The 21,308-nt window shown below is 68.6% G+C and carries 23 protein-coding genes; 7 read left to right on the top strand and 16 right to left on the bottom strand.

Annotated elements, in window-relative coordinates:
- Positions 1 to 116: 116 nt before the first annotated feature.
- Positions 117 to 365 (top strand): hypothetical protein, encoded by a 249-nt coding sequence (locus WEB29_08670; protein MEX2137002.1) that lies wholly within the window; start codon positions 117 to 119, stop codon positions 363 to 365.
- 76 nt (positions 366 to 441) lie between these two features.
- Entirely contained in the window at positions 442 to 573 is a 132-nt protein-coding gene (locus WEB29_08665) for a hypothetical protein (protein MEX2137001.1), read from the top strand.
- 148 nt (positions 574 to 721) lie between these two features.
- Here the strand turns inward: WEB29_08665 and WEB29_08660 are convergent, their stop codons facing one another.
- From WEB29_08660 to WEB29_08625, 8 genes are all read right to left on the bottom strand, one after another.
- Positions 722 to 1,021 (bottom strand): hypothetical protein, encoded by a 300-nt coding sequence (locus WEB29_08660; protein MEX2137000.1) that lies wholly within the window; start codon positions 1,019 to 1,021, stop codon positions 722 to 724.
- Positions 1,022 to 1,542: 521 nt separating this feature from the next.
- Positions 1,543 to 2,244 (bottom strand): IS5 family transposase, encoded by a 702-nt coding sequence (locus WEB29_08655; GenBank protein ID MEX2136999.1) that lies wholly within the window; start codon positions 2,242 to 2,244, stop codon positions 1,543 to 1,545.
- A 170-nt stretch (positions 2,245 to 2,414) separates the two neighbouring features.
- Positions 2,415 to 2,870 carry a hypothetical protein gene (locus WEB29_08650; protein MEX2136998.1) on the bottom strand — a complete coding sequence of 152 codons (456 nt, stop codon included), beginning with the start codon at positions 2,868 to 2,870 and terminating at the stop codon, positions 2,415 to 2,417.
- 140 nt (positions 2,871 to 3,010) lie between these two features.
- Positions 3,011 to 5,443 (bottom strand): FtsX-like permease family protein, encoded by a 2,433-nt coding sequence (locus WEB29_08645; GenBank protein ID MEX2136997.1) that lies wholly within the window; start codon positions 5,441 to 5,443, stop codon positions 3,011 to 3,013.
- A complete protein-coding gene (locus WEB29_08640; protein MEX2136996.1) occupies positions 5,440 to 6,144 on the bottom strand; it encodes an ABC transporter ATP-binding protein in 705 nt (234 codons plus the stop codon). Before WEB29_08640 ends, WEB29_08645 begins: the two co-directional genes overlap by 4 nt.
- Complete coding sequence (locus tag WEB29_08635) at positions 6,141 to 6,677, bottom strand: PadR family transcriptional regulator (protein ID MEX2136995.1); 537 nt, start codon at positions 6,675 to 6,677, stop codon at positions 6,141 to 6,143. Before WEB29_08635 ends, WEB29_08640 begins: the two co-directional genes overlap by 4 nt.
- 261 nt (positions 6,678 to 6,938) lie before the next feature.
- A complete protein-coding gene (locus WEB29_08630; GenBank protein MEX2136994.1) occupies positions 6,939 to 7,535 on the bottom strand; it encodes a response regulator transcription factor in 597 nt (198 codons plus the stop codon).
- Positions 7,532 to 9,193, bottom strand: a complete 1,662-nt coding sequence (locus WEB29_08625) for an ATP-binding protein (protein MEX2136993.1) — start codon at positions 9,191 to 9,193, stop codon at positions 7,532 to 7,534. Before WEB29_08625 ends, WEB29_08630 begins: the two co-directional genes overlap by 4 nt.
- A gap of 133 nt (positions 9,194 to 9,326) precedes the next feature.
- On the opposite strand from WEB29_08625, the gene WEB29_08620 reads away from it, so the two are divergent.
- The 5 genes from WEB29_08620 (at position 9,327) to WEB29_08600 (ending at position 14,452) form a co-directional block, all read left to right on the top strand.
- Positions 9,327 to 10,181 (top strand): ABC transporter ATP-binding protein, encoded by an 855-nt coding sequence (locus WEB29_08620; protein ID MEX2136992.1) that lies wholly within the window; start codon positions 9,327 to 9,329, stop codon positions 10,179 to 10,181.
- A complete protein-coding gene (locus WEB29_08615) occupies positions 10,181 to 11,212 on the top strand; it encodes a hypothetical protein (protein ID MEX2136991.1) in 1,032 nt (343 codons plus the stop codon). Before WEB29_08620 ends, WEB29_08615 begins: the two co-directional genes overlap by 1 nt.
- 584 nt (positions 11,213 to 11,796) lie before the next feature.
- Entirely contained in the window at positions 11,797 to 12,585 is a 789-nt protein-coding gene (locus WEB29_08610; protein MEX2136990.1) for an ATP-binding cassette domain-containing protein, read from the top strand.
- A complete protein-coding gene (locus tag WEB29_08605; protein ID MEX2136989.1) occupies positions 12,582 to 13,859 on the top strand; it encodes a hypothetical protein in 1,278 nt (425 codons plus the stop codon). Before WEB29_08610 ends, WEB29_08605 begins: the two co-directional genes overlap by 4 nt.
- Positions 13,856 to 14,452, top strand: a complete 597-nt coding sequence (locus WEB29_08600) for a hypothetical protein (protein MEX2136988.1) — start codon at positions 13,856 to 13,858, stop codon at positions 14,450 to 14,452. The genes WEB29_08605 and WEB29_08600 overlap by 4 nt, the downstream gene beginning before the upstream one ends.
- A 74-nt stretch (positions 14,453 to 14,526) precedes the next feature.
- Here the strand turns inward: WEB29_08600 and WEB29_08595 are convergent, their stop codons facing one another.
- The 8 genes from WEB29_08595 to WEB29_08560 all read right to left on the bottom strand — a co-directional run.
- On the bottom strand, positions 14,527 to 15,192 hold the full coding sequence (locus tag WEB29_08595) for a hypothetical protein (GenBank protein ID MEX2136987.1): 666 nt from the start codon (positions 15,190 to 15,192) through the stop codon (positions 14,527 to 14,529).
- Between the two features lie 459 nt (positions 15,193 to 15,651).
- Entirely contained in the window at positions 15,652 to 16,056 is a 405-nt protein-coding gene (locus tag WEB29_08590) for a hypothetical protein (protein ID MEX2136986.1), read from the bottom strand.
- 466 nt (positions 16,057 to 16,522) lie between these two features.
- Complete coding sequence (locus WEB29_08585) at positions 16,523 to 17,422, bottom strand: tyrosine-type recombinase/integrase (protein MEX2136985.1); 900 nt, start codon at positions 17,420 to 17,422, stop codon at positions 16,523 to 16,525.
- A 53-nt stretch (positions 17,423 to 17,475) separates the two neighbouring features.
- Complete coding sequence (locus WEB29_08580; protein ID MEX2136984.1) at positions 17,476 to 18,693, bottom strand: AAA family ATPase; 1,218 nt, start codon at positions 18,691 to 18,693, stop codon at positions 17,476 to 17,478.
- A gap of 91 nt (positions 18,694 to 18,784) precedes the next feature.
- Complete coding sequence (locus tag WEB29_08575; GenBank protein ID MEX2136983.1) at positions 18,785 to 19,480, bottom strand: ThiF family adenylyltransferase; 696 nt, start codon at positions 19,478 to 19,480, stop codon at positions 18,785 to 18,787.
- A 2-nt stretch (positions 19,481 to 19,482) separates the two neighbouring features.
- Positions 19,483 to 20,322 (bottom strand): hypothetical protein, encoded by an 840-nt coding sequence (locus tag WEB29_08570; protein ID MEX2136982.1) that lies wholly within the window; start codon positions 20,320 to 20,322, stop codon positions 19,483 to 19,485.
- Positions 20,319 to 20,582 carry a hypothetical protein gene (locus WEB29_08565; protein ID MEX2136981.1) on the bottom strand — a complete coding sequence of 88 codons (264 nt, stop codon included), beginning with the start codon at positions 20,580 to 20,582 and terminating at the stop codon, positions 20,319 to 20,321. The genes WEB29_08570 and WEB29_08565 overlap by 4 nt, the downstream gene beginning before the upstream one ends.
- Positions 20,566 to 21,308, bottom strand: a 743-nt coding sequence (locus WEB29_08560; protein ID MEX2136980.1) for a hypothetical protein, incomplete at its 5' end; no start/stop codon positions are given. The genes WEB29_08560 and WEB29_08565, both read right to left, overlap by 17 nt.

Below are 21,308 nucleotides of genomic sequence, written 5' to 3'. Positions count from 1 at the left end.
CTGCGTCCGCCGTCGCGCGTCTGTTCCTCGGTCCGGCGCCGCCGTACGGCGCCCATGCCCTACACCTACGCACCGACCCTCCAGGTCTCACGCCGGGCTGCCCGGCAGCCCTGCTGGTGCCGGTCCGGGTCGCGACCTCCGGAGACGAGCTGATTCTGGTAGCGGTGGCGACCGGCGAGACGCTGCCCGTCTTCTGGCCCGCTGGCATCGCCGCCTGGCGGGTCAACGGCCGCGCCGTGGTGGTCAATCCGTGGGGCACCGTCATCGGTCGGGAGGGCCTCGTGCTCGACGGCCTCGGCGGAGGCGAGGATCTGAACGAGGCCTTCCACATCTGCCCCTACGACATCGCGCCGGCGGGTCCCTAGGCTTCTGGCGTGAACCTGCCGGCGGAGCCCATATACACCCGTCTTCTGGCGTGCTTTACGGATACTCGCGCACCTGATGGAGATGGTCATGCAGGCACGATCATTGGGCTACTTCGTCACGATTGCCGCGACGATGGCCGAGGCCGCCCGCGAAAACTTGCCGAGGGTGGTGGCGGCCAAGAGCACGGCCCAGTACGCGACAACCTGACACCAAACTTGGGTCTGCCGTTCACTTAGGCCCGGTGTATGAACTCCTGATCCCGAATAGCCCATTCGCGCCATAGAAGCTGTCGCATTTCGAGTTCAGGCTGCCCCTGGTGGCCTACATCATCGAAGTTGACCAACGCGCAGTGGGCTCACTGCGAGGCGGTTCCCAGCGGCTGCTCGACCGAGATGTTGTATGCCGCATGGCGAGTGGTCCCGCCCCCTTCGACGACGAACGCCGAGACCCTTACGTCCCCCGAGGGTGCGTCAGTCAACTCGACGCGAGCGGTCGCGGTCTGCTCGTCACACCGGAAGATCGCCGAAGTGCCCACGACCGGCTGGGCGTCGGATGGCGGCAACCCCGAGAGCATGACCACCAGGTCGCCGCTGCCCTGGCAAGCTGTGCTCACGGCGACCGGCCCTTCTTGAAGGAAGAGGGACATCGCGGTCATTCCCGTTCCGCCGGCACCCCCGAATGAGCCGGCAGAAGCCCACCCCGCCGGCGCTTGGGGCGGAGGCGGAGCGGACCCGGCTGGTTCAGGCGTGGTGCTCGTCGCCGAGCAGGCCGTCAGAGCCGACGCCAACATCACGATGAGAAGCGTGCGGAAACGCATGTTCATCCTCTACTGCCCAAGTGCAGGGCGAGACTATGACACGGCTGGCCCGGGTCAAGTGCCAATCGGCCCATCGCACGATCAGACATTCACGCTCCGCCGCTGGGGGTTCATACACAGGGCCTTAGGGCCTGTGTATGAAATCGACTTGATCTGGGAGTGGGGGTCTGAGCCCTCAGTGACACCAGCGACGCAGGGTGGCCCGGCGCCGGCGCCGGGGCGGTGAGGGGACCGGCCGAGGATCGCCGGGCGAGCGCGTTGAGCCCGGCTCCGGCAGACGGAGATGCTGGCGAGGCGCGAGGCTCGCCCCGCTAGACGACTGCCCGCCAGACGAGGTAGCCGACGGAGGCGACCTCGAGCTAGGCCCGGGCGCTAGCCTCGGTGCCCTCGTAGCAGCGCGACAGGCGTCGCCAGCGCCCGAGTTGGGCGATGGCGTGCTCGATCCGATACAGCGGGGCCATCGGGACGAAGCCCGATTGGCCAGGTGGCCGCGCCTTGACGTCGAGCCGCACGCGCTTGCGCGCGGCGAGCTTGGCCAGGCCGCGGGAGGCCCGTTCGCCGACGATGGCCCGCAGGCGGGGCAGGTCCGGGAGGTGCTGGCGCAGGAGCTCCCGAGCAGCGGTGACGTCGTGCGGGCGGGCCGAGCCGGCGTGGGCGGCGACCGGCAGCCCCAGAATCTCGGCCAGCATACTGCGCTTAGTGCCGATCGTGCGGTCGCCTCGGCCACCGGCCGCGTGGAAGGTCGGGCCGTAGCGAGCGCCCCGCACGGTCTGGGCGTCGATCATGACCATCGACGGCAGCGGCTCTCGATCGTGGAGCACCCGCACCACCGCCGCCAGCCTGGCCATCGCCCGCTCCCAGACGCCGTTGGCCCGCCAGCGCCGCCACTGGGCCCAGGCCGCGCTCCAGGCCCCGTAGCGCTCGGGCAGGTAGTGCCATTGGCAGCCGGTGCGGGCCAGGAACAGCATCGCCCTCGACCATCTGACGGCGCGGGATCTGGGCTGGCGCGCCGCGGCGGGCGGGCGGGTCGAACAGGTCGGCGACCAGCTCCCCCTGCGCATCGGTCAAGGCGATCGCGAAGGCCATGCCGGCAACCTGAGCGTCGGATGCGACACCTTATCTGGCGCGAAGCGGCTCAGCCCGGCACGAACTTTCGGCCACAGGCCCTTAGTCGTACAGACCGGGCAACGGGTGTGGCGCCGGTTCCGCAACTGTTCGGGCTGCAGAGCGGTCACGGCTGGGCCGCTGGCCCGGCGTCGCCCAGGAGCGCTCTCCGCAGCGCGTCGCGCAGCCCCGCGTGCGTCTCGGCGTCGTATCGCGGTGCTGCGGCCCAGTCGTAGAACCATGCGGGCATCCGCCGCAGCTCGGGCGGTTCAGTCGTGTAGCGCGGGAAGAGATGCGCGTGCAGCTCCGGCTCGGAATTGCCCAGGATCTCGTAGTTGATCCGTTCTGCCGACGTGACATGCAGGATCGCGTCCCCGAGGCGGGCCATGTCGCGCAGGAACTCGTCGCGGCGCGCGTCGTCGAGGTCGTTCAGGCTGGCTACAACCGGATCCGCCAGCAGCAGGCAGTAGCCAGGCAGGAACTGAAGATCGCCGACGACCGCCCAGCCGGAGGGGAGCCGACAGATGACGGTGTCATTGGCGCCCCGACGGGCAGCATCGACTCGGTCGGCGATCATTGGCATGCTTGCAACTCCTTCTCCACTGCACTCACGTGGTTACCCCCCCACAGCACAAAGTCGTACCTGAGTCTCTGTGGCGTCATTGACGCACACTGGCCCAACGGAGGCATGCCCCCCTGGGGCGACAGAAACATCTCGGGGCGCTAGCGGGCGAGATCTCTGAAGGCCGACCAGCTGGGGATCGGCCGGCTGAGGAGCAACGTGCCTACGATCGCAAGGACCGGCAAGGCGATAACCGCGGCGAGTACCTCCGGCACCGGTACGACGAGCGGTGCGTTGCGGCTGGCGAACAGGCCCCACACGGGGAGCAGGCCCGCAGGGACCGCGAGCACTCCAGCGAGCAGTGCGATGGAACCGGCACGCCCGGCAGCGACCCATCGACGTAACTGCGGGTGTGCGCCGAGGGCCAGAAGCGTGCGCTGCTCGGGGCGCGACTCGGCCTCGCCGAGGGCGACTGCCACGCCGGTCACGCTCAGGGCCAGCAGCAGGCTGGCGACCAACATCACGATTCGGAATCCCTCGCCAGCCAGATGCGGTGGCAGGGCGGCGTCAGCGAACGTGTCCGGATAGCCGCCGGCGATCTCGGCTGCTTTGGCCAGATCCGCATCGGTGACGTCGCGTGAGAGGCGCAGGAGGTATCTGCCGTTCGCGGGAATGCCCAAGCCGAGCCGGCGGGCCGTCTCGGCCGACACCACCGCTTGCGGAAGCGCCCCAGTCGCCAGTCCGATGGCAACCACCCGGGCCGGGAGATTTGTCGTGCTGACCACTGTTCCCTGCGCATCGGTCACTTCGACGGTGGCAGTCGACACGTTGAGCGGCTTCTCAGGCAACAGCACCACCGATCCGTCCTGCAGGTCCGTCACGGCGTCCTCGGCATGCAGGACCTTCAACAATTCGGCATCGCCAACGGTGACATAGCCGAACTGCTGGCGGGTGGCGCCGTTGCCGGTAGTCACGAGCGGGAACTGACCCTCGCTGCCGATACCGGGGATCGGGGCGGCAGCAACCGCTCCAAGTGCTTCTGCAACGTCCGGCCCGGCCTCATCGACATTGCCCTGCAGGTAGATCTGGTCTGACTGCATGTACGGTTGCCAGTGAGCGGCGTTAGAGGCGGCCAGGCTGGTGGCATAGGCGGCAAGCGCCACGGTCGCAGCGAAGCTGGCCAGGATGGCGGTGATGATCGGACCGTTCCGTGACCGCGCCCTCGCGGTGTCCCGCAGCGCGATGCGGCTGGCCAAGGGTAGGAAGCGCGCCGGCCGCTCGAGCCGTTCCACTAGCCACGGGCTGCAGGCGCCAAAGCCCAGTGTCCCGCCCACCGCACCAAGCAGCAGCATCGGGATGCTGAGCGGGTTCCCACCGTCCCGCAGACGGAGGGCAGAGCCGCCCAGCGTCAGGCCGATAGCGATGCCAATGAGCGCCACGCCGAACGCGAGGGTCCTGCGCGCGGGAGTCGATGGCGGCCGGCGCCCCGACAGTGCGGTGGTCACGGGAACACGGGCTGCGGTCCAGGCCGGCGCGAGCGCCGCCAGCAGATTGGCAATGAGCCCGATCCCCGCCGCCATGCCGATCCAGGTCGGTGAGAGGCTGATAGGCGGTGTCCGTCGATCGGTGAGCTGGTCGAGCCATGGCGAGAACGCCTCCGCAGCAAGCAGCCCGACCACGATCCCGGCGAGCGAGCCTAGGACACCGAGCAGGAGCCCCTCCGCCAACACGGTCCCTGCCAGGTGACGCGGGGACGCGCCGGCGGCGGCCATGAGACCCAGTTCGCGCTGCCGCCGCCGGACGCTGACGGCGAATGCGGCGGAGGCGACCAGCGCGACCTCGACCATCGCCAGCCCGCCGAGCACGATGATCGTCGGGCTGGCCTGGTCGGCCGCCGAGACCCGATTGGTGCGCGTGGTAACCGCGAAGAGCGAGCCGGTCGGTCCCGTGACGCTTGACCAATCGAGACTCCCCGGATCAGTGCCGCTGGGCAGACCCACCAGCCAGGTGACGGAATCATCGGGAGCTGTACGCGCCGCCGACCCGTCCACCAGGATGAAGCGCGACTGCAGGTCGAAGCTGTCCTCGACGAGACCCACCACGGTCGGTGTCCCCAGCCCCTTCAGAGTGGTCCGGTCGCCGATGCCGACACCGGCCAGGGCGCTGACCGCTTGGCTGATCGCCACCTCGCTCCCGTCGGCCGGGGTGCGCCCGCTCAGCAGGCTGACCATCCCGTGGGCCAACCCCTGCAGATCCAGCGAGCGGACCGTGACCGAGGCCTCCATCCCGGTCAGGACCAGGTGATCCTCGCCGTACACGAACGGCTCGATCCGGCTCCCGGGTGGAAGGACGCCCTGGAGGGCAGCCACGCTAGCGCCCTCGCCGCTGGGATAGACCAGTAGATCGGCGCGGCCCATCTGATGCGAGGCGCTCTGCTCGGCGGTAGGGGTGACTGCGATCATCACCGCAGTCGCTCCCACCATGGCGGCGACCGGCAACATGATCAGCACGGCGATGAGTGCACTGCGCCATCGGCTGCGGCCGATGTTGCGGCGGGCGATGCGCAGGATGGCCCGCGTGCCAGCGGTGTTCATGCCGTGTCGTGCTTCGAGGGGGACCGGGCCTCATCCACGACCCGTCCGTCGCGGAGGAAGACGACCCTGTCCGCCCAGGCGGCGTGGGCCGCGTCGTGCGTCACCAGAATCGCCGTTCCGCCCTCGTTGCAGTGGGCGCGCAGCAGGCGCATGACCGATTCGCCAGTGATCGAATCGAGGGCACCGGTTGGCTCGTCGGCGAGGAGGATGCGACGGCCGCCGACGAGCGCTCGGGCGATCGCCACCCGCTGCTGCTCGCCACCGGACAGGTCATCGGGGAAGCGGTCGACAAGGCTCGCCAGGCCGACCGAATCAAGCGCTTCTTGGGCGGCCTGGCGTGCTTCGCCAAGCGGCCGCCCGTCGAGTTCCAGCGGGAGGCTGACGTTCTCGCGTGCGTTGAGCCCGGCCAGCAGGTTGAGATCCTGGAAGACATAGCCCACCGTTCGCCGCCGCAGGATCGCCAGCTCCCGAGCGCCGAGTGCGCCAACGTCCGTGCCTTCGACCAGAACCCGCCCGCGGCTCGGTCGGTCGAGACCGCCGACCAGCGAGAGCAGCGTGGTCTTGCCGGACCCCGACGGACCCATGATCGCCACCAGCTCGCCGCTGGAGACGGTCAGGTCGGTGGGATGGAGGGCGACCACCTCGGTGTGGCCGCTGCCGAACCAGCGGGCGGCACCGTCGAGCTGCACCAGCGTGGTCACTCGGTTTCCCCCCTGGTTGCCTTGGCCATCTGGAGGATGCGCGCCTCGCAGGCGTCCAGCCAGCGGATCTCCGCCTCGGTGCGGAAGATGAGCGCGTCGAGCATCATCAGGAAAGCGACCTCTCGCTGCGGGTCTGCCTGCGCCTTACGCCGGGTATAGGCCTGCAGCTGCTCGACCGATGCCGTTCGCTGGCGCTGCAGGACTCCGGTGACGTCGATGTCGCCGGCGGCGATGGCGAGCAGGACCTTGATCGTCAGCTCGTCGCGCGGCGGCCCCTCGGCGAGGACCGGGGTGATGAACCAGTCATCGAGCAGGCGACGGCCCGCTGCGGTGATCGAGTATTCGTGCCGGTCATCGGCGGGCTCGATCGGCAGGACCAGGCCATCGCGCTCCAGGCGCTGGAGCGTTGTGTACACCTGGCCGATGTTCAGCGCCCACTGGTTTGCGGTCCGGCGCTCGAAATCGGTCTTGAGCTGGTACCCATGCGTGGGCGCCTCTGCGAGGAGCGCAAGCAACCCGAAGCGTACTGACACTGGACGGTCTTCCCTTGTGGCGAGCGATTTCGCGCGGATCATTACATACCGAGTATGTAATGCGCAAGATGGCGCGGGGTCTTACGTCCTTACTCGTTCTCAGGCAGGACGCTTGCGCGGGACCGGCGGTGCAGAGGGCGATGGTCATACGATCGGTGCCAGTTGCAGGGGGGCGAGCAGAGGGGGGCCGTCTCAGAGGCGCGTGCGGCTAACTGAGAGCAGCGGTTGAGAGGCGCGTGGCGGGTCGATCTGCAACCCACCTCAGGCGGGCAGGTCGAGCCAGCCCTCACGGAGGGCGCGCGTCGCCAACTCGGTCCGCGATGCCAAACCGAGCCGCTCGAACAGGTGTCTGAGGTGCGTCTCAACGGTCCGGGCGCTGATACCCAGCTGACCGGCAATCTCGTCATTGCTGTGGCCCTGGACCACCAACGAGACGACGACCGCCTCGCGTGGCGTCAGTCGGACGCCTCGTGTTGGCCGAATGTCGAACGCGAGCTGGCCGTCGGCTGCCCGGCGGATTGCCGACAGCAGCTGAGCGAATGGCGCGCTCTTGAGCACGTACCCGGAGGCGCCCAGCCGGAGAGCGGTATCGGCATAGTGCGGGTAGTCGTAGGCGGTGAGCACCACGATCGCCGGCCTGGGGGGTCGGCCCTCCGCAGAAAGGAGCTGGAGACCACTCATCGACCCAAGCCGGATGTCCAGCAGGACAACATCGAGCGTCTCGTCGGCCAGGAGCGGGACCGCGGCCTCAGCATCGCCGGCTAGCGCGACCACCTCGATGTCGGGTTGTTCACGCAACAGAGCCGCGATTCCTTCACGCACGACCGGGTGGTCATCGACGATTGCCAGCCGGATCATGGGGCTCGCCACTCCAGCGCCACGTGCGTCCCGCCTCCCGGCCATCTCCGCACATCCAGAAGCGCACCCACCTGCTCCGCCCGCTGTTGCATGTTGAGCAGGCCGAAACGGCCCGCCTGCTGGGCGCCTTGCACTGCATCCGGACCGATGCCGGGCCCTGCGTCATCGATCGAGAGGGAGGCGCGACCGCTGCCCGCTTGGAATCGGACGACGATTGGCGGGATCCCGTGGCGAACCGCATTGCCCAGCGCCTCCTGGGCGACGCGGAAGATGGCTAGTTCCACCTCGGGCGGTAAGCGGCCTGCGTCATTCTGCGCGAGCGTGATGCGCGCCGGCGTCGCCTGATCGAGACGGTCCACGAGCCACGCCAAGGCTGGGCCGACGCCGAAGTCGTCGAGGAGTGGCAGGCGTAAGTCGCCGCAGATCTCACGCACCCGATCGGCCACCTCGCGCGCTGCGTCCGCCGATTCCTCGTCACCTTTCGCGTCGAGCCGCATGGCGAGCATGGTCAGCTCCTGAAGGGCCACGTCGTGCAGGTCGGTGGCGATGCGCGCACGCTCCGCCTCGGTGGCCTCCACCACCAGGTCCCGCTGCAGGCGGGTCGTCGCCACCGTCCGATTCAGAGGCGCGATCGAGAAGCGCTGGGCCGCAGCCAGCACAATCACCCAGAAGACCAGAAGCCACAGCAGACTCGTGGAATGGAACCCGAGCGCGATCAGCCCGAACAGCGGTGTCAGACTGAGCGCCGCCAGTTCCAACGGGGCAAGCGTCATCCCGCCGTTGTTGAATCGAGTCTTGCTGTCGTTTCGAGAGAGGCTTGCTGCGGAGATGATTGGAACCGCAGCGGCCATCCCGACCGAGACCAGCGTGGCGGGGCCACCCGATCCAGTCTGTACGAGGAGGATGCCGACGCCGACTGCCACCAGCACAGCGGTGAGGAGAAGCGCCCGAGCCGCGTGTCGCTCTGTTGCCGGGAGGAGCCCACTCAGGCCATCGGCCAGTGGCAGGGATGCGAGCGGCAGGATGACAGCGAGCAGCAGCAGCGTATCGCGACCCCAAGTCAGCGCAAAGGGGAGCAGGAACAACGGCACGGTGATGGCAGCGGATGCTGCGCCTGCCAAGCCCCGGACTGGGGCCGCGCAGTAACCAAGCAACCACCACCAGACCCCCGCCAGCAGCGCGAGGCCAACGACCACGCTGGGCCAGCTCTCCTCGATGCTGCCCGGTGTGGCCAGGTAGGCGTGGACAGCGGTCAGGGGTGGATCGCTGCCGGATGCCAGCGCCTGGTCGTAGTCGGCGACCGAGATGGCCTCCACGTAGTCGAGTCGCTCCGCGACGATGGCCGGCCACTCTTCAGATTGGCGGACGGGCTGGTCGCGGTCGCTGGCGATCGGGCTGACTGACGACTGATTGATGCGCAGCACCACCATCCCTGGTCGCAGCGACGATTGAGCGGCCGCTCCCCAAGGCGAGATGTCGGCCACCACCATACGGTCGGGGCCGAGGTAAAAGGTGATGCCCTCGTCCGGCGCGCCCGTCCGGAAGGCGCTGAGACCGAGGATTGCGGTTATCACAATCACGCCGACGGCGAACAGGTCGCGGATCCGCGGCGGCAGGCCGGCGTTCAGGTAGGCCCTCAGCACGGAAAGCGGACGCATCTCCTCGGCACCGTACCAGAGCCCCGCGTCTCTAGCACTACGTGAAATCACGCACCGCGCCATCGGCAGAATCATCAATAGGCGAGGCCTTTGCCTGGCGGTACGTTGGAGCGAACCTCACAAGGGTCCGCCGATGTCTGAGACACCGCTGCACACCGAGCGATTCGGCCGGCGCTACCGCCGGAGTCAGCCCTGGGCCGTTCGGGATCTATCACTGACGATTGCCGAGGGATCGATTACTGCGCTGGTCGGGCCTAACGGCGCCGGCAAGTCAACGCTTATCCGGGCCTGCCTCGGCTTCGAGCCGCCCGACGAAGGTCGAATCCTGGTGGATGGCCATGACCCACAGCGCAACCGCACCGAGGCCGTGAACGCCATCGGCTACGTCCCACAGCAGCCAGCGCTGTACCGCAGCCTGTCGATCGGCGATCACCTGCACATGGCTGGAGCGGCGCGACCATCATTCGACCGCGCGTGGGCCCGGCGGCGCATCGAGGAGATCGGTCTCTCCGTGGATCGCAAGGTCGGAGAGCTCTCCGGCGGCGAGCAGGCGCAGGTCGGCCTGGCGCTGGCGCTCGGCACTCGCGCGCCGCTGCTCCTGCTCGACGAGCCGTTGGCCAATCTCGATCCGTTGGCGCGACGGCACTTCCTGACGGCGCTCGTCGACGACATCCGAACGCGTGGCGCCACGGCGGTCCTGTCCTCGCACCTGGTGACCGATGTTGACCAGGCCTGCGACTGGCTCGTCGTGCTGGCCCACGGCAGGCTGGTCCTGCACACGTCCATCGCAGCCGCGAAGCAGGAATACCGAACCGTGGCAGCGGGGGAGCTCGGAAGCGATCGCGCGATCGGATCGTTCCCCGCCCCCGGTGGCGAGTCGCTGGCCCTTGTGCGTCGCACCTCGATCGGCCGCCCGGCCTCGCTGGAGGAGATCGTGCTCGGCCACATGTCCGCGGCTGCACCCGACGGTAGTGAGGCTGCCGCCTGATGCTGGCCGCCGCGTGGGTGACCCTCAAGCTGCATCGCTTCGAGGTCGGCGTGGCGGCTCTCGCAGCGGTTGCAGCTACGGTCCTGGGGATCAGCATCGCGCTCCGGATCGACGCACTGCACATCTCGCAGGCATGTATCGATCGAGCTTTGGCGTTGCAGGATGCAACCGGTGCTGGCGCGGACTGCTTCGCGCTCATCCAAGCGGGATCGGGGATCCTGGGCGAGAGCTACCTTGATGGCGAGGGGACGGTGCCGCTGTCGGTGATGGGTGCCCTGCCCTTCCTGCTGGGCCTGCTGGGTGGTGTCCCGATCGTCGCGCGCGAGCTGGAAGCCCGGACGGCTCCAACGGCATGGTCGCTCAACGGCTCGCGGGTTCGCTGGTTGGCTCGTCAGGTGAGGCCCATCGGCCTGGTCCTGCTGGCAGCCATGACCATCGCGGCGATCGCGGCCATGCCAGTCGCCGACGACTGGGTGCGGTGGGGGTACGGTGGATTCTCGGCGCTAATCGGGCTCAATGGACCGTTGGCCGTGGTGCGGGCCTTTGGGGCATTCGGCATCGGCCTGGCGGTCGGTGCACTCCTCGGGAGGACGCTCCCGGCCTTCCTCTTCGGTGCCGCCCTGACCTTCGCGATCCTCTTCGCGCTGGGCCAGGCGCACGAGAGGTGGCTTGGAACCCTGGAGCCGCAGCCTATCGCCGAGTACTCAGCGGAGACGGGGGAATACATCAACATCCCGGGCGCAGTCGCAACCAGCTGGGGCTGGTTTGCGCCGGACGGCCAGCTGCTTGGACACGAGGAGGCCCGAAGGGTTGCCACTGAGGCCGGCGTGCCGCCAGCCGACCCTGCCGATGTTCAAGACACGCCGGGCAGTACTTGGCTCTCGGAGCACGGGTACGTGGGGGTGACCCTTGGGGTGACCGACGACATGGCGCTGGGATGGGCTCCGTACGACGGCATCACCTTCGGCCTCGTCGGATTGGCGGGCGTCGGGGCAGCGGTCTGGCTCGTGAATCGACGGCGACCGACGTGACATGCGGACACGCTCTCGAAGAGCGTGAGGGACGAACCACCGGCAGGCCAACGATCGCCGTTCCCAAGGCTGCCGCCGCGTGGGGACCAACGACGCCAAACGCACGGTCGTCATCGAGATCCTCGACCTACCGCTCGCGGTCCGCGTCGATTCGGGCAAGCCCCACGATGTCGCTTCCGGTCGCGAGCTGTTGTGCATAGTGTGCCGGCAATCCCGACCCTCGTCGCGGTCGTGGCCGACCGCGAGCATCGCGGGCTGGCGGAGCGCCCTACGAGTGGCCTAGGGTCTCACCGCCACGATTCCGGTCACGGGCCGCTCCAATCGAACATCGACCACGCGTATCCACGATCGCGCGGCGGGTCAAACGAATTCCAAAATGGCCAAATTACATGCTGGACCTGCAACCACGAAAAGGCGCCACGGACTACCTTCGAGTGGCTGAGTGAGATCGGGTTACTAAGGCCCTTCGAATGACACACGAACCGCGATCCCCCGAACGGGATTTCGCGCGTTGGGTTCCGTGATTTCCCGTAGTGACCGTCGCCGTTGGCCGGACTACGATGCAGTTCCCAAGGAGGATCGCCGTGGTCGCCGTGCTGCACGGACCTGAATACCCGAGCCTGGCCTTCACCGGCCTCGTCTTCTCATACCCTCGATCGACCGTCCTGGGCGGTGCCGGGCCGCGCGTCTTCGATGAGTTCAGCTGGGCAACGCCGGCAGGCGCGACGGTCATCCTGGGCCCGAACGGCGCCGGCAAGACGACCCTGCTGTCACTCGGCGCCACCGCCCTGCGCCCGACAGGGGGGAGCGTGCGACTCGGCGAACACGAAGCGACCCGGCGGCGCGATGTCGGCGCCATCCGGCGGGCCGTGGGCTGGATGCCACAGCACTTCCGCGCCATCCCCGGAACCACCGCGCGTGAGCAGGTTGCCTACGCCGGCTGGCTGAAAGGCATGTCGCGCGCCGATGCGTGGCACGCTGCACCCTCGGCTCTCGAGAAGGTCGGCTTGACCGGCGAGACGGATCGCCGCACCGCGCAGCTGTCCGGCGGGCAGCAGCGTCGTGTCAGCCTGGCTCAGCTCCTCGTGCACCGAGCACAGCTGCTGCTCCTCGATGAACCCACCGCCGGTCTCGACCCCGGGCAACGCGCCCGCTTCCGGGAGACGGTCCGCGACCTCGCGCGAGGCGTGCCGGTGGTCGTCTCCACCCACCAGGTCGACGACCTGACCGACCTGTTCGACACCGTCGTCGTCCTTGACCACGGCCAGATTCGGTTCCAGGGCACCGTAACCGCCTTCATGGCCCTGGCGCCCGGCGGCAGCAGCTACCCCGCCGAGGCTGCCTACGCCACCCTCGTCGACGGCGACCGATGATCCGTCTGCGCACCGCTCTGCGGGCCATGCCGGCCTTCTGGCTGGCCATTCCGATCTGCGTGCTCGCCGCGGCCTACGTCGGCTTCCTCTACCCGTCCGACGGATACGCGGTCGACGCGTCGGCTCAGGGGACCAGCACCCTGGGGTTCATCGCGCCCTTCGTCGCCGCCAGCGCCGCCTGGGAGGGGTCGCGCCTGCGGCGCGGCCGCGTGTGGTCGGCGCCATCGGTCCGATCGCGCCTGGCCATCGGCTTCTGGGCGGTCGTGCCGGCGGTGCTGGTCGGGGTGCTGGCGGTGACGGTCGCTATCGTGGCCCAGCTGGCACGCTCGGGCGGCGGGCTGCCCGATGCTCGCTTCATCGCCATGTCGGCGCTCGATCTGGCCGGCTTCGGCGCACTCGGCCTGGCCCTGGGGCTGCTGCTGCCGTTCGCCGTGGCCGGCCCAGTCGCCATCGTGCTGCCGTTCCTGTGGCTGGCCTTCCTGCCGGCCATGGATCCGCTCTGGCTGCGGCACCTGACCGGCATGTTCCGCGACTGCTGCGGGCTTGAGCGCGACCTGGACCTCAAAGCCGCGATGGCGTCGGGTCTGGTGGACGCCGGCATCATCGGCGCCGCGGCGCTGCTCGTCAGCGGCGGCGCGGGCATGCTGCGTCGCGTCGTCGTTCCGGCGGTACCGTTGGCTCTGTCGCTGGCCGTGGGTGTCGCGCTGGTCAGCGGTATGACGTACTCCCCAACGGTCGCGCGAGATCCCGCCGCACTCGACTGCTCGACCACGGATGGCGTCACCGTCTGCACCTGGCCGGAGCATCGCCAACGGGCCGATGAAGTGGCCGGCATCGTCCGCGACGTCCGCACGGTCTGGCAGGCGGCCGGCATCCCAGCACCATCGGTCTACACCGAGGCCGATGCGAGCGTGAAGCCCGAAGGCGCCCTTGCCTTCAGCTTCAACGGCGCCCTATCGCAGCGGGACGACATCATCAACAGCCTCGCCTACAGCATGGCGCCTCCCTTCCCCGATTGTCCGGGCGGCAGCACCGGGGCCATCGTGCTCGACTACCTGCAGGCCTGGTACGCGGCGGCCGGTGGCATGAGCCAGGCGGGACTTGAGGACCAGTACGGATACACCCAGGGTCCGCCTTACCCCGAGGTACTCGCGGTCGTGGTGGACCTCGAGGCTGCCACACCTGAGGTGCGCCGCGAGTGGATGGCCCGTGCCGAGCGCCTGTCGCAGATGTGCGAGGGCCTCCCGATCGATCAGATCGCCGTTGTCCCATGAGCCTGTGGCTCCAGGTGCGCGGTGCGCCGGTCATCGGCCTCGCCATGGTGCTGACGCTGGTGGGGCTGGCCCTGCCGGCGTCGGCCGCATCAGCGACTCCGAGCCCCGTCGGCGCGACGGTCGCGGCGGCCTGCTTCCTGGCCCTGGCCGTGCCGGTGGCCGTCGGCTGGGGGTGTGGACGGGGTGATGGACAGCTGGAGACAGTGGGCAGCCGCCCCGTCCGCTGGCTGGACCTCATGCTGGCGGGACTGGCCGTGGGGCTGACCGCAAGTGGGGCGTACCTCATGCAGCGTACAGGGCTGGCACCGGCGGGCGCCATCGCTGCCCGCGACCTGCTCGTCTTCCTGGGGCTCCTGTTGCTGGCCTACCCGTTCGTCGGCTGGCGCGTGGCGGCCGTCATCCCCGCGGTCTACCTCCTGGCGGTGGCGGTGGCAGGCGGTGGCGAGGACGTCTTCCACCCTGCCCGATGGGCGTGGATCGCAGCTGATGGGGCAGACCGCGCGTCCTGGCTCCTTACCGGTAGCGTGTTGCTCGGAGGCTTGCTTGCCTACGTGCTGCTAAAGGCCAAGGGTGACGAACGACCGGATCAGTGATCTGTAGGGGATCGCGCCACTGATGGCAGCAGCGTGCCCCACTGCGACGCAGCGCGCCAGTCAATGTGCCCATCTCAATAGGCCGGCCGGCGGAAAGTCCATCCGCTCCCCGAGGCCAACCGCGTCGAGCAGCGCACGGGCTTCGCGCACGAGCGGCCCGCGTCGCGAGCGCGCAGGCCGGCGACGATGACGTTCTCTAGCGTCGAGAGCCCTGGGAGGAGATGAGGGTCCTGGAAGACAAAGCCGACCGCGCTCGGCGTCCGATTACTCCCCGAATGCAGCGTCACCAATGAACTGACTGTTGCAGCGCCCAGCGGACCCGGTTGTTCCGCCCCCCACAGGCCACCGGCGCTGAACAGCCGGGTATCGACGAAGGCGCCGAGGCCAGCCGGCGAGAAGTCCTCACCCCTGCAGATCCCATGGAGCAGCGCGTGCTGCAGCAGGAGCGGCGGCACAGTCGCTGGTGCTGAGACCAGCGTGAGTCGGACCTGGGCGAAGCCATCATCGATCCACAGGATGTGTGCATCGGACCACTCGAAGTAGTCCCAATCGGCCGCCGTGGCATCAGCGACGTAGGCAGCCTGATCGTTGGCGTAACCCAAGTCACGAGCGAACTCGTTGAGGTAGTGCCACCCGCGATCCCTCTCGGCGCCCGCTGCCGCGCGCAGATACGCTTCCAGTTGGTTGTCGGCGGCGACCGCGCAGCCCGAGAGCATCACCCCGATGGCAAGGCCGACCACAGCCAAAGTGCGCGCTCGCCGCCTTAGAAGCACCGGACACCGCCGGTACGCGGGCTATCCGTCCTGGCACAGGCGGCCAGCAGCAGTGGAATGAGCAACTACCCCGCGCCGATCCGCCCCATGCGCGGTATTAGGCGACCAGCCGAGCGCCACGTCAAGAGTGCCGGTGCGTGCTCGTCAGGCGCTACCCGACTAGCGGAAGTACTCCGGGAACACGAGCCGCAAGAGCTGCCCCAACCGCAGTGCTTCAGGATGCTTAGCTGCCGTGCCCGCGGGCTGGGGGTGAGTGCGCTGGACACCGTGGCCGGTGGCGCGGGGACGGTCCCCATCTTCGGGGCCCCAAGCGGGGTCACGCAAGCCCAAGACGCCTCCCGGCGCGCCTTCCGTTCCGTGGTTCACGCTCAGATTGGCCGATCCGGGCGGTTCGGCCGGCTATCTGCTGGGACGAGTGTGGCAGCCTCAGCTCGCGGCCGCGTTCCACTGCTCGCGGCGATCCCGCCATAGGAGCGCAAAGGCGACTACCAGGACTAACGCGGCTACCACGTGACCCGCAACGATCGCGGGCATGAGCGACGGGTTGTAGATGCCTTCTCCCTCAAATCGAAGCCCGATAAGACTCCGGCACACCGTGCGCGAGGTCCCCCCGATCGCCTCGCTGGTAGCACACCAAAAGGGTGCTACAGCCCAATAGACGATGTTGTAGGCGATCACCGCAAGCATCGGCGGCCAGAAGACCAGCGGGCGATGCCGAAATACGCCGAGCACCAGCATTGCCAGACCGACCAGCAGGAACGGCTGCCCGATGCTCCACGAGCCAAGAAATCCAAAGACAATGAGCGCCAGGCTGATGATCCAGTAGGCCATGCCGCCATCGTGGCCAGTTGTGCGCCCCGTGGCAAGCAGCGGGCTGCTATGCGTCCCTCCAGCACTAGCCGACGCCGCGACCTGCCGCCGCTCGGTTGCAGCCATAAAGTGACCGTCAGAGACCCCAACGGCTACTGCCCGGACGCACCACTCAGATCGATGGCCCGTGGCTGTTCGAGGTGCATCTGGCGGGGTGACATCCCCGCGTGGGGGGCAATCTGGAGGGCGTACGCGGTCGAATGCCCAGATCCGGCCGCGCCGCCAGAACTGCGGTCATACGGGGGGCCTACGCTCGACTCACGCCCCCCAGCAGTTGTTTCTGATCTGAGTATCGGCGGCAAAAGCATGGCGAGCACGGTTTACGAAACCGTTGCTCGACGCTGAGCTACTTGGCTTTGAGAGGACGAATTGGTCGCGTGGACCATCGGTGCCCACGGAACGACCTGATTCCTTCTCAGGACGCCGTTCAACGGTGGCGCAGTAGGTCCATGGGCGATGCCCGGCGGTGCACCTCCCGCAGGTCTTCGTCGAGGAGTTCCACGTAACGCCGGGTCACGTCGAGCGACGCGGGACTGTGGCCCAGAATCCGCTGCAGGCTAAAGACATCTCCACCGTTCGCCAAGAAGGAACGCGCGAAGGTGTGGCGCAAGATGTGCGGCGAGCAACGGACCTCGAGGCCGGCGCGGTCCGCAGCACGGCGCACGATCTTCTGCACCCCGGAACGGCTCAATGGCTCTCCGGTGGCGGCGATGAATAGTGGCGCGCTGGCCGCCACGTGGCCACGAGCCAAGACAATCCGACGTAGCGCGCGGCGTGCCGAGCGCCCGAGCGGCACGCGGCGCTCCTTTGAGCCCTTGCCCATGACCTGACAGTAACCGTTCTCGAAGTCGACATCCGCCACGTGCAACCCGCTGACCTCGCTCAACCGTATGCCTGAATCGAGCATGACGAGCAGGAGTGCCGCGTCTCGGTCGCCACACGGCCCTTGACCGGCGGCGGCGAGTAGGGCTCGCACGTCCGAATCGCGCAACGAATGGATCAGGGTGCGTGGAACGCGCGGCGTTTTCAGTCCCTGCAACGGGTGACGGTCTAGTTCGAACTCGGACTGTATCCAGCTCCCAAAGGCGCGCAGGGAGCGCACGCGTCCGGCCAGGCTGGCGGGCGCCGGTGGCTTCGGTCTGGATCGAAGTGCGACTAGCCAGCGACGAGCGACGGGCGGAGACAGGTCATCCAACGTCAGCGTCCGGCCCGCGCGCCCTGCGAAGCGGCAGAACTCGCGCAGGAACATTTCATACCACTCGATCGTGCGTGGGCTGCGCCCTTCTGCGCGGAGTGCTTGCTCGTAGTCTGCGATCAGCTCGTCCAATGCGGGATCGAACAGGAGGCTGGATGGCAGTGCTGGGCGCATCGGCATCGAAATTATCGTCCCGACGATAACTTTGTTATTTTCGCCCGCCGCCGCAGGTACGAGCCGAACAGGGGCAGCGCGAAGTCGTACGTAGCGCGCGTGGGCCGGTAGACCAGGCCGCGGTCCATCAGCCGCCGCAGGCCAACCGGCACATTGACCGCGCTGCCCGCCTCGTCGTACAGGCGCGCCAGCGTGGCGCGACCGCCGCAGCGGGCCATGGCTAGCAGCAGTACCTGTTCGGTCGGCGCGGCGCCCTCGAAGCGATCCTCGAAGAAGGCCAGGTCGAGCTCGTGCAGCAGTGCCGCCTCGACCCGCTGGAAGTCCTCGAGCGCGATATGGTCGAGCCCGATCCGGCTACAGGTGAACGCGCCGAAGAACTGCAGGAAGTACGGATAGCCGGCCGTCTGCTCGACGATCTCGCCGATGAGCGACAGGCCGAAGCCCCGGCCACTGGTGGCCAGAGGGATCGCCAACGCCTCCGAGGCAGCCTCAAGCTCGAGGTTGTCGACCACCGCGTGGCGGAACATGCGCTCGGCATAGGTGCGGGCGCGCTTGAGGTTGAGGCTCAGGGTCGGGAGGCCGCCCAGGACAACACGGACCCGGGGCCGCTGGCGTTGCACCGCACCGAGAGCGGCGAGTAGGCTCGACAGCGGGAAGCGCTCAGATCGCCGGTCATCGGCCAGCAGATGGGCCTCGTCGTACAGGAGGATGGCTCCCGGTCGCTTGCTGTGGCTGAGGATCGAATCGAGCTGCGCGAAAGCGATTCGCATGACATCTGCCGGCGGCGCCTCCTCGGAGGCATACTCAGGATCGACGCTGACCTCGCCGACGGTGATGCGCTTGGGGCGCAGCCAGCGCGCCCCGCGCTCGACCGCCTGCCCCACCGCGGCGATCGCGTCGGCACGGCCGATCAGCGCCTCGCAGTCCTCGGCCAGCGCCTCGGCGAAGCGCACGTCGTCGCGATGGCGGTCGCCCAGCTCGCGCTGCAGGGTCAGCCAGCCGGCGCGTTCGGCGCGTGCCGCGAACTCGCCGAGCAGCACCGTCTTGCCGGTGCCGCGCAGGCCGGTCAGTGCCCAGTTGGCGTGCAGGGGCGGCGCCTCGAGCAGCCAGTCCTCGAAGGCCGCCAGAAGCCGGTCGCGCCCTGCCAGGTACGGCGGCGGAACGCCGTTGCCGGGTCGGAACGGGTTGGGCAGTGGATTCGGTTGTCGTGCCAGCGCCGATGTGTTCATCGCAACGTCTCTGCTATGTGTTGAGTGGATTGGCCGGGGAGCGCCGCATGACGCCTCCCCGGCCAGGTCCTCACCTCGTGAGGTAACCGCCCTACGCCGCGGGCTGCACCTGTCGCAACCACGAGCGCGATCTCATCGCGTTCGCGATCACGTCGAGGTACACCTCGGAGTAGGACACGCTGCCGCGCTCGAGCACCGCCCACAGGCAGTTGAGCATCGCGCTGGCGACCATCAGGTTGGTGACCACCAGCTGGGGTCGCTCCTCGGCCTGTCGCTCGCAGCCGTTGCGGGCCGCGAACTCGGCCTCGGTGGCCCGCCCGATCTCCACGTGGATCTCGGCCAGGCTGCCGTCGACGAACTGACCACCCCGGCGGCGGACGAGCTGGACGTTGCCGTCCGTCTCGTCGTTGCCGCCGCTGATGAGCGTCACCTCGTCCAAGGTGGCGAGGTGCTGGTCGACCACGAAGCGGGTCCAGTGGTTATCGACCGCCAGTAGGACGGCGTCGCCGTCGCGGATGACCTCCGCCACGTTCGACTCCGTCAGGTAGTCGCCAACCCCTTGCACCGTCAGGCCCCGATACACCTCGGCCAAGGCCTCGGCCTTGTTCGAACCGATGGCGCTCTCGGGGAAGACCTGCCGCGTCCGGTTGCCCGGCTCGTAGGCGTCGCCGTCGACGAGCACCAGCATCGGGCGTGGCTCTGGCCGGAAGGCCAGGTAGCGGACCAGGCTGGGCAGCAGCTGGGAGCCGATGCCGCCCAGTCCGACCAGGACGATGCGCTCAGGCATCATCACGTTCCTCCTTTCGTGGCTGACGTCGCGATCGGCGTCAGCTGGTAGACCAGGCTCTCGCCCAGCTCGCTGGCCAGCTCGGTCGCCTCGATGAGGAGCCGGTCGAGCGTGGTCCGGTCGCGCCAGGTCCAGGTCGACACCGTCCACGAGGACCGTGACTTCCCGTTCGGCCTGGCATGACCGTTGGCCTTGGCCTTCTTCGGCTCGACCGCGATCGGCTTCACCCGCTCCAGCCATTCGGCCGGAGGTGAGCTGAAGCGCCGCGGCCGCTGCAGCACCAGCGCGGTGCGGCAGCCGAAGCGCCGGCCGTCGACCACGATCGCCGCCGAGTAGCTCGGCCTGCGTTCGTCGACGTCGCCGACCACGACCATGTGGACGCCATCGAAGTCGGCCTCGTCGGCCTCGTCGGTCAGGCTGGCCCCGGCGCTCAGCGCGCCGTGGCTGTGAACCGAGCCGACCAGACGCACCCCATTGGGCACGTCCGCCGGAGCGAGCCGGTGCTTGACCGATGCAACACCGGCGCGCTGCTCTGGGATAACCAGTCCGAACGACTCGCCGTCCCAGCTCAGCAGCGCCAGCGCCTCGGACTTCTGCCGCGACCAGATGGCGCGGAAGAAGCCGACCACCTGGCCCATCAGCGCCGCGGGCACCTTGGGGAGTGCGTACTCCAGGTACTCGCGGGCTGCTGGCAGGTGGGCCACTTCATCGACCCGCGTCTGCGAGAGTCCTAGAAGACTCTGCTTGCGCAGGTAGAGCCCGTCGCGGGCCACCAGGAAGGCGGGAAGTGAGACCTCCTCGACCGTGGACTCGTCCGCGGTGATGATCGGAAAGAGGCTCATGGCCCCACCTCCTGATCGGGCAGCCATAGGACGATGCGCTCGAGGTGAGCGAAGCGCCGGTACTCGACCAGCCGCTCGTCGCGGAGGGGGAACCCCCCGTCTCTGAGCAGCTTGGCCGCCACGGCGAAGGCCGCGCAGGCCAGCTCGCCGGGGATCGAGCCGTCGGTGGCGTACACCGCCCGGCGCTGGCCGAGCAATGCCGTCGTCCGCGTGGACTCGAGGCTCCGACAGCGGGCCATCGGCTCAAGCAGCCGCCGCATGGGAGTCGCCTCCTTCCGCGGGCGGCGCCTGCTCCGGCGCCGGCGTCTCCACTGACGCCTGGCCCTCGCCGCTGGGCGCCGCTCCCGGCAGGTCCTCGGGGGCCATGCCGGCCGCTGCGGCCACCACCTGGCGCAGCGTGCGCCAGTAGCGGTCGTATGGGGCCGACAGACCGGCCAGCGGATCCCGTCGTGAGCGCGACGCCCACGCCCGGAACCCTCCACTGAACGGCAGCGGATGGCGCCGGATGTCAGCGTTGAAGCGCGATCCCCAGAACGCCCCGATGAGCGCCTCGATCCGTTCGGCGCTGCTGTCGCCGGCCACCTGTACCGATCCCAGGCAGACGATGCCGTCGTCGGAGGTGTTGGGCAGGCAGCTGTGCTCGAGCGGATCATCGAGGCTGCCCAGCGGGCTGGTGCGGAAGAAGTTCATGACGCTCTCGATGCGACCGCCGACGCTCGGCACCACGAACACGACGTACGGGAAGCTGAGCCGGTGGGTCACCGGCTCGGAGCCGTACCGCCGTGAGGCGTGGTACTCGATCTGGCGCCGCATCGGGAGCTGTTCGACCACGAACACCTCCCGTCCCTCGGGCGAGCGAACCCAGAAGCGGCAGCCGGCGGGCAGCACACCGCTGCACGCCGACCGCTGCTCGGCCAGCCGGCTCAGGAGGTCGTCGAGCGCGACTTCGCGTTCGGTCACCTCGGTCACCAGCGTGGCCAGGTCGC

The sequence above is a fragment of the Chloroflexota bacterium genome (assembly GCA_040902225.1).
Taxonomy (GTDB): Bacteria; Chloroflexota; Limnocylindria; order QHBO01; family QHBO01; genus CF-167.
Note: the sequence above shows the minus strand (reverse complement) of the source record. Positions and strands in the feature narration are given on the sequence as shown.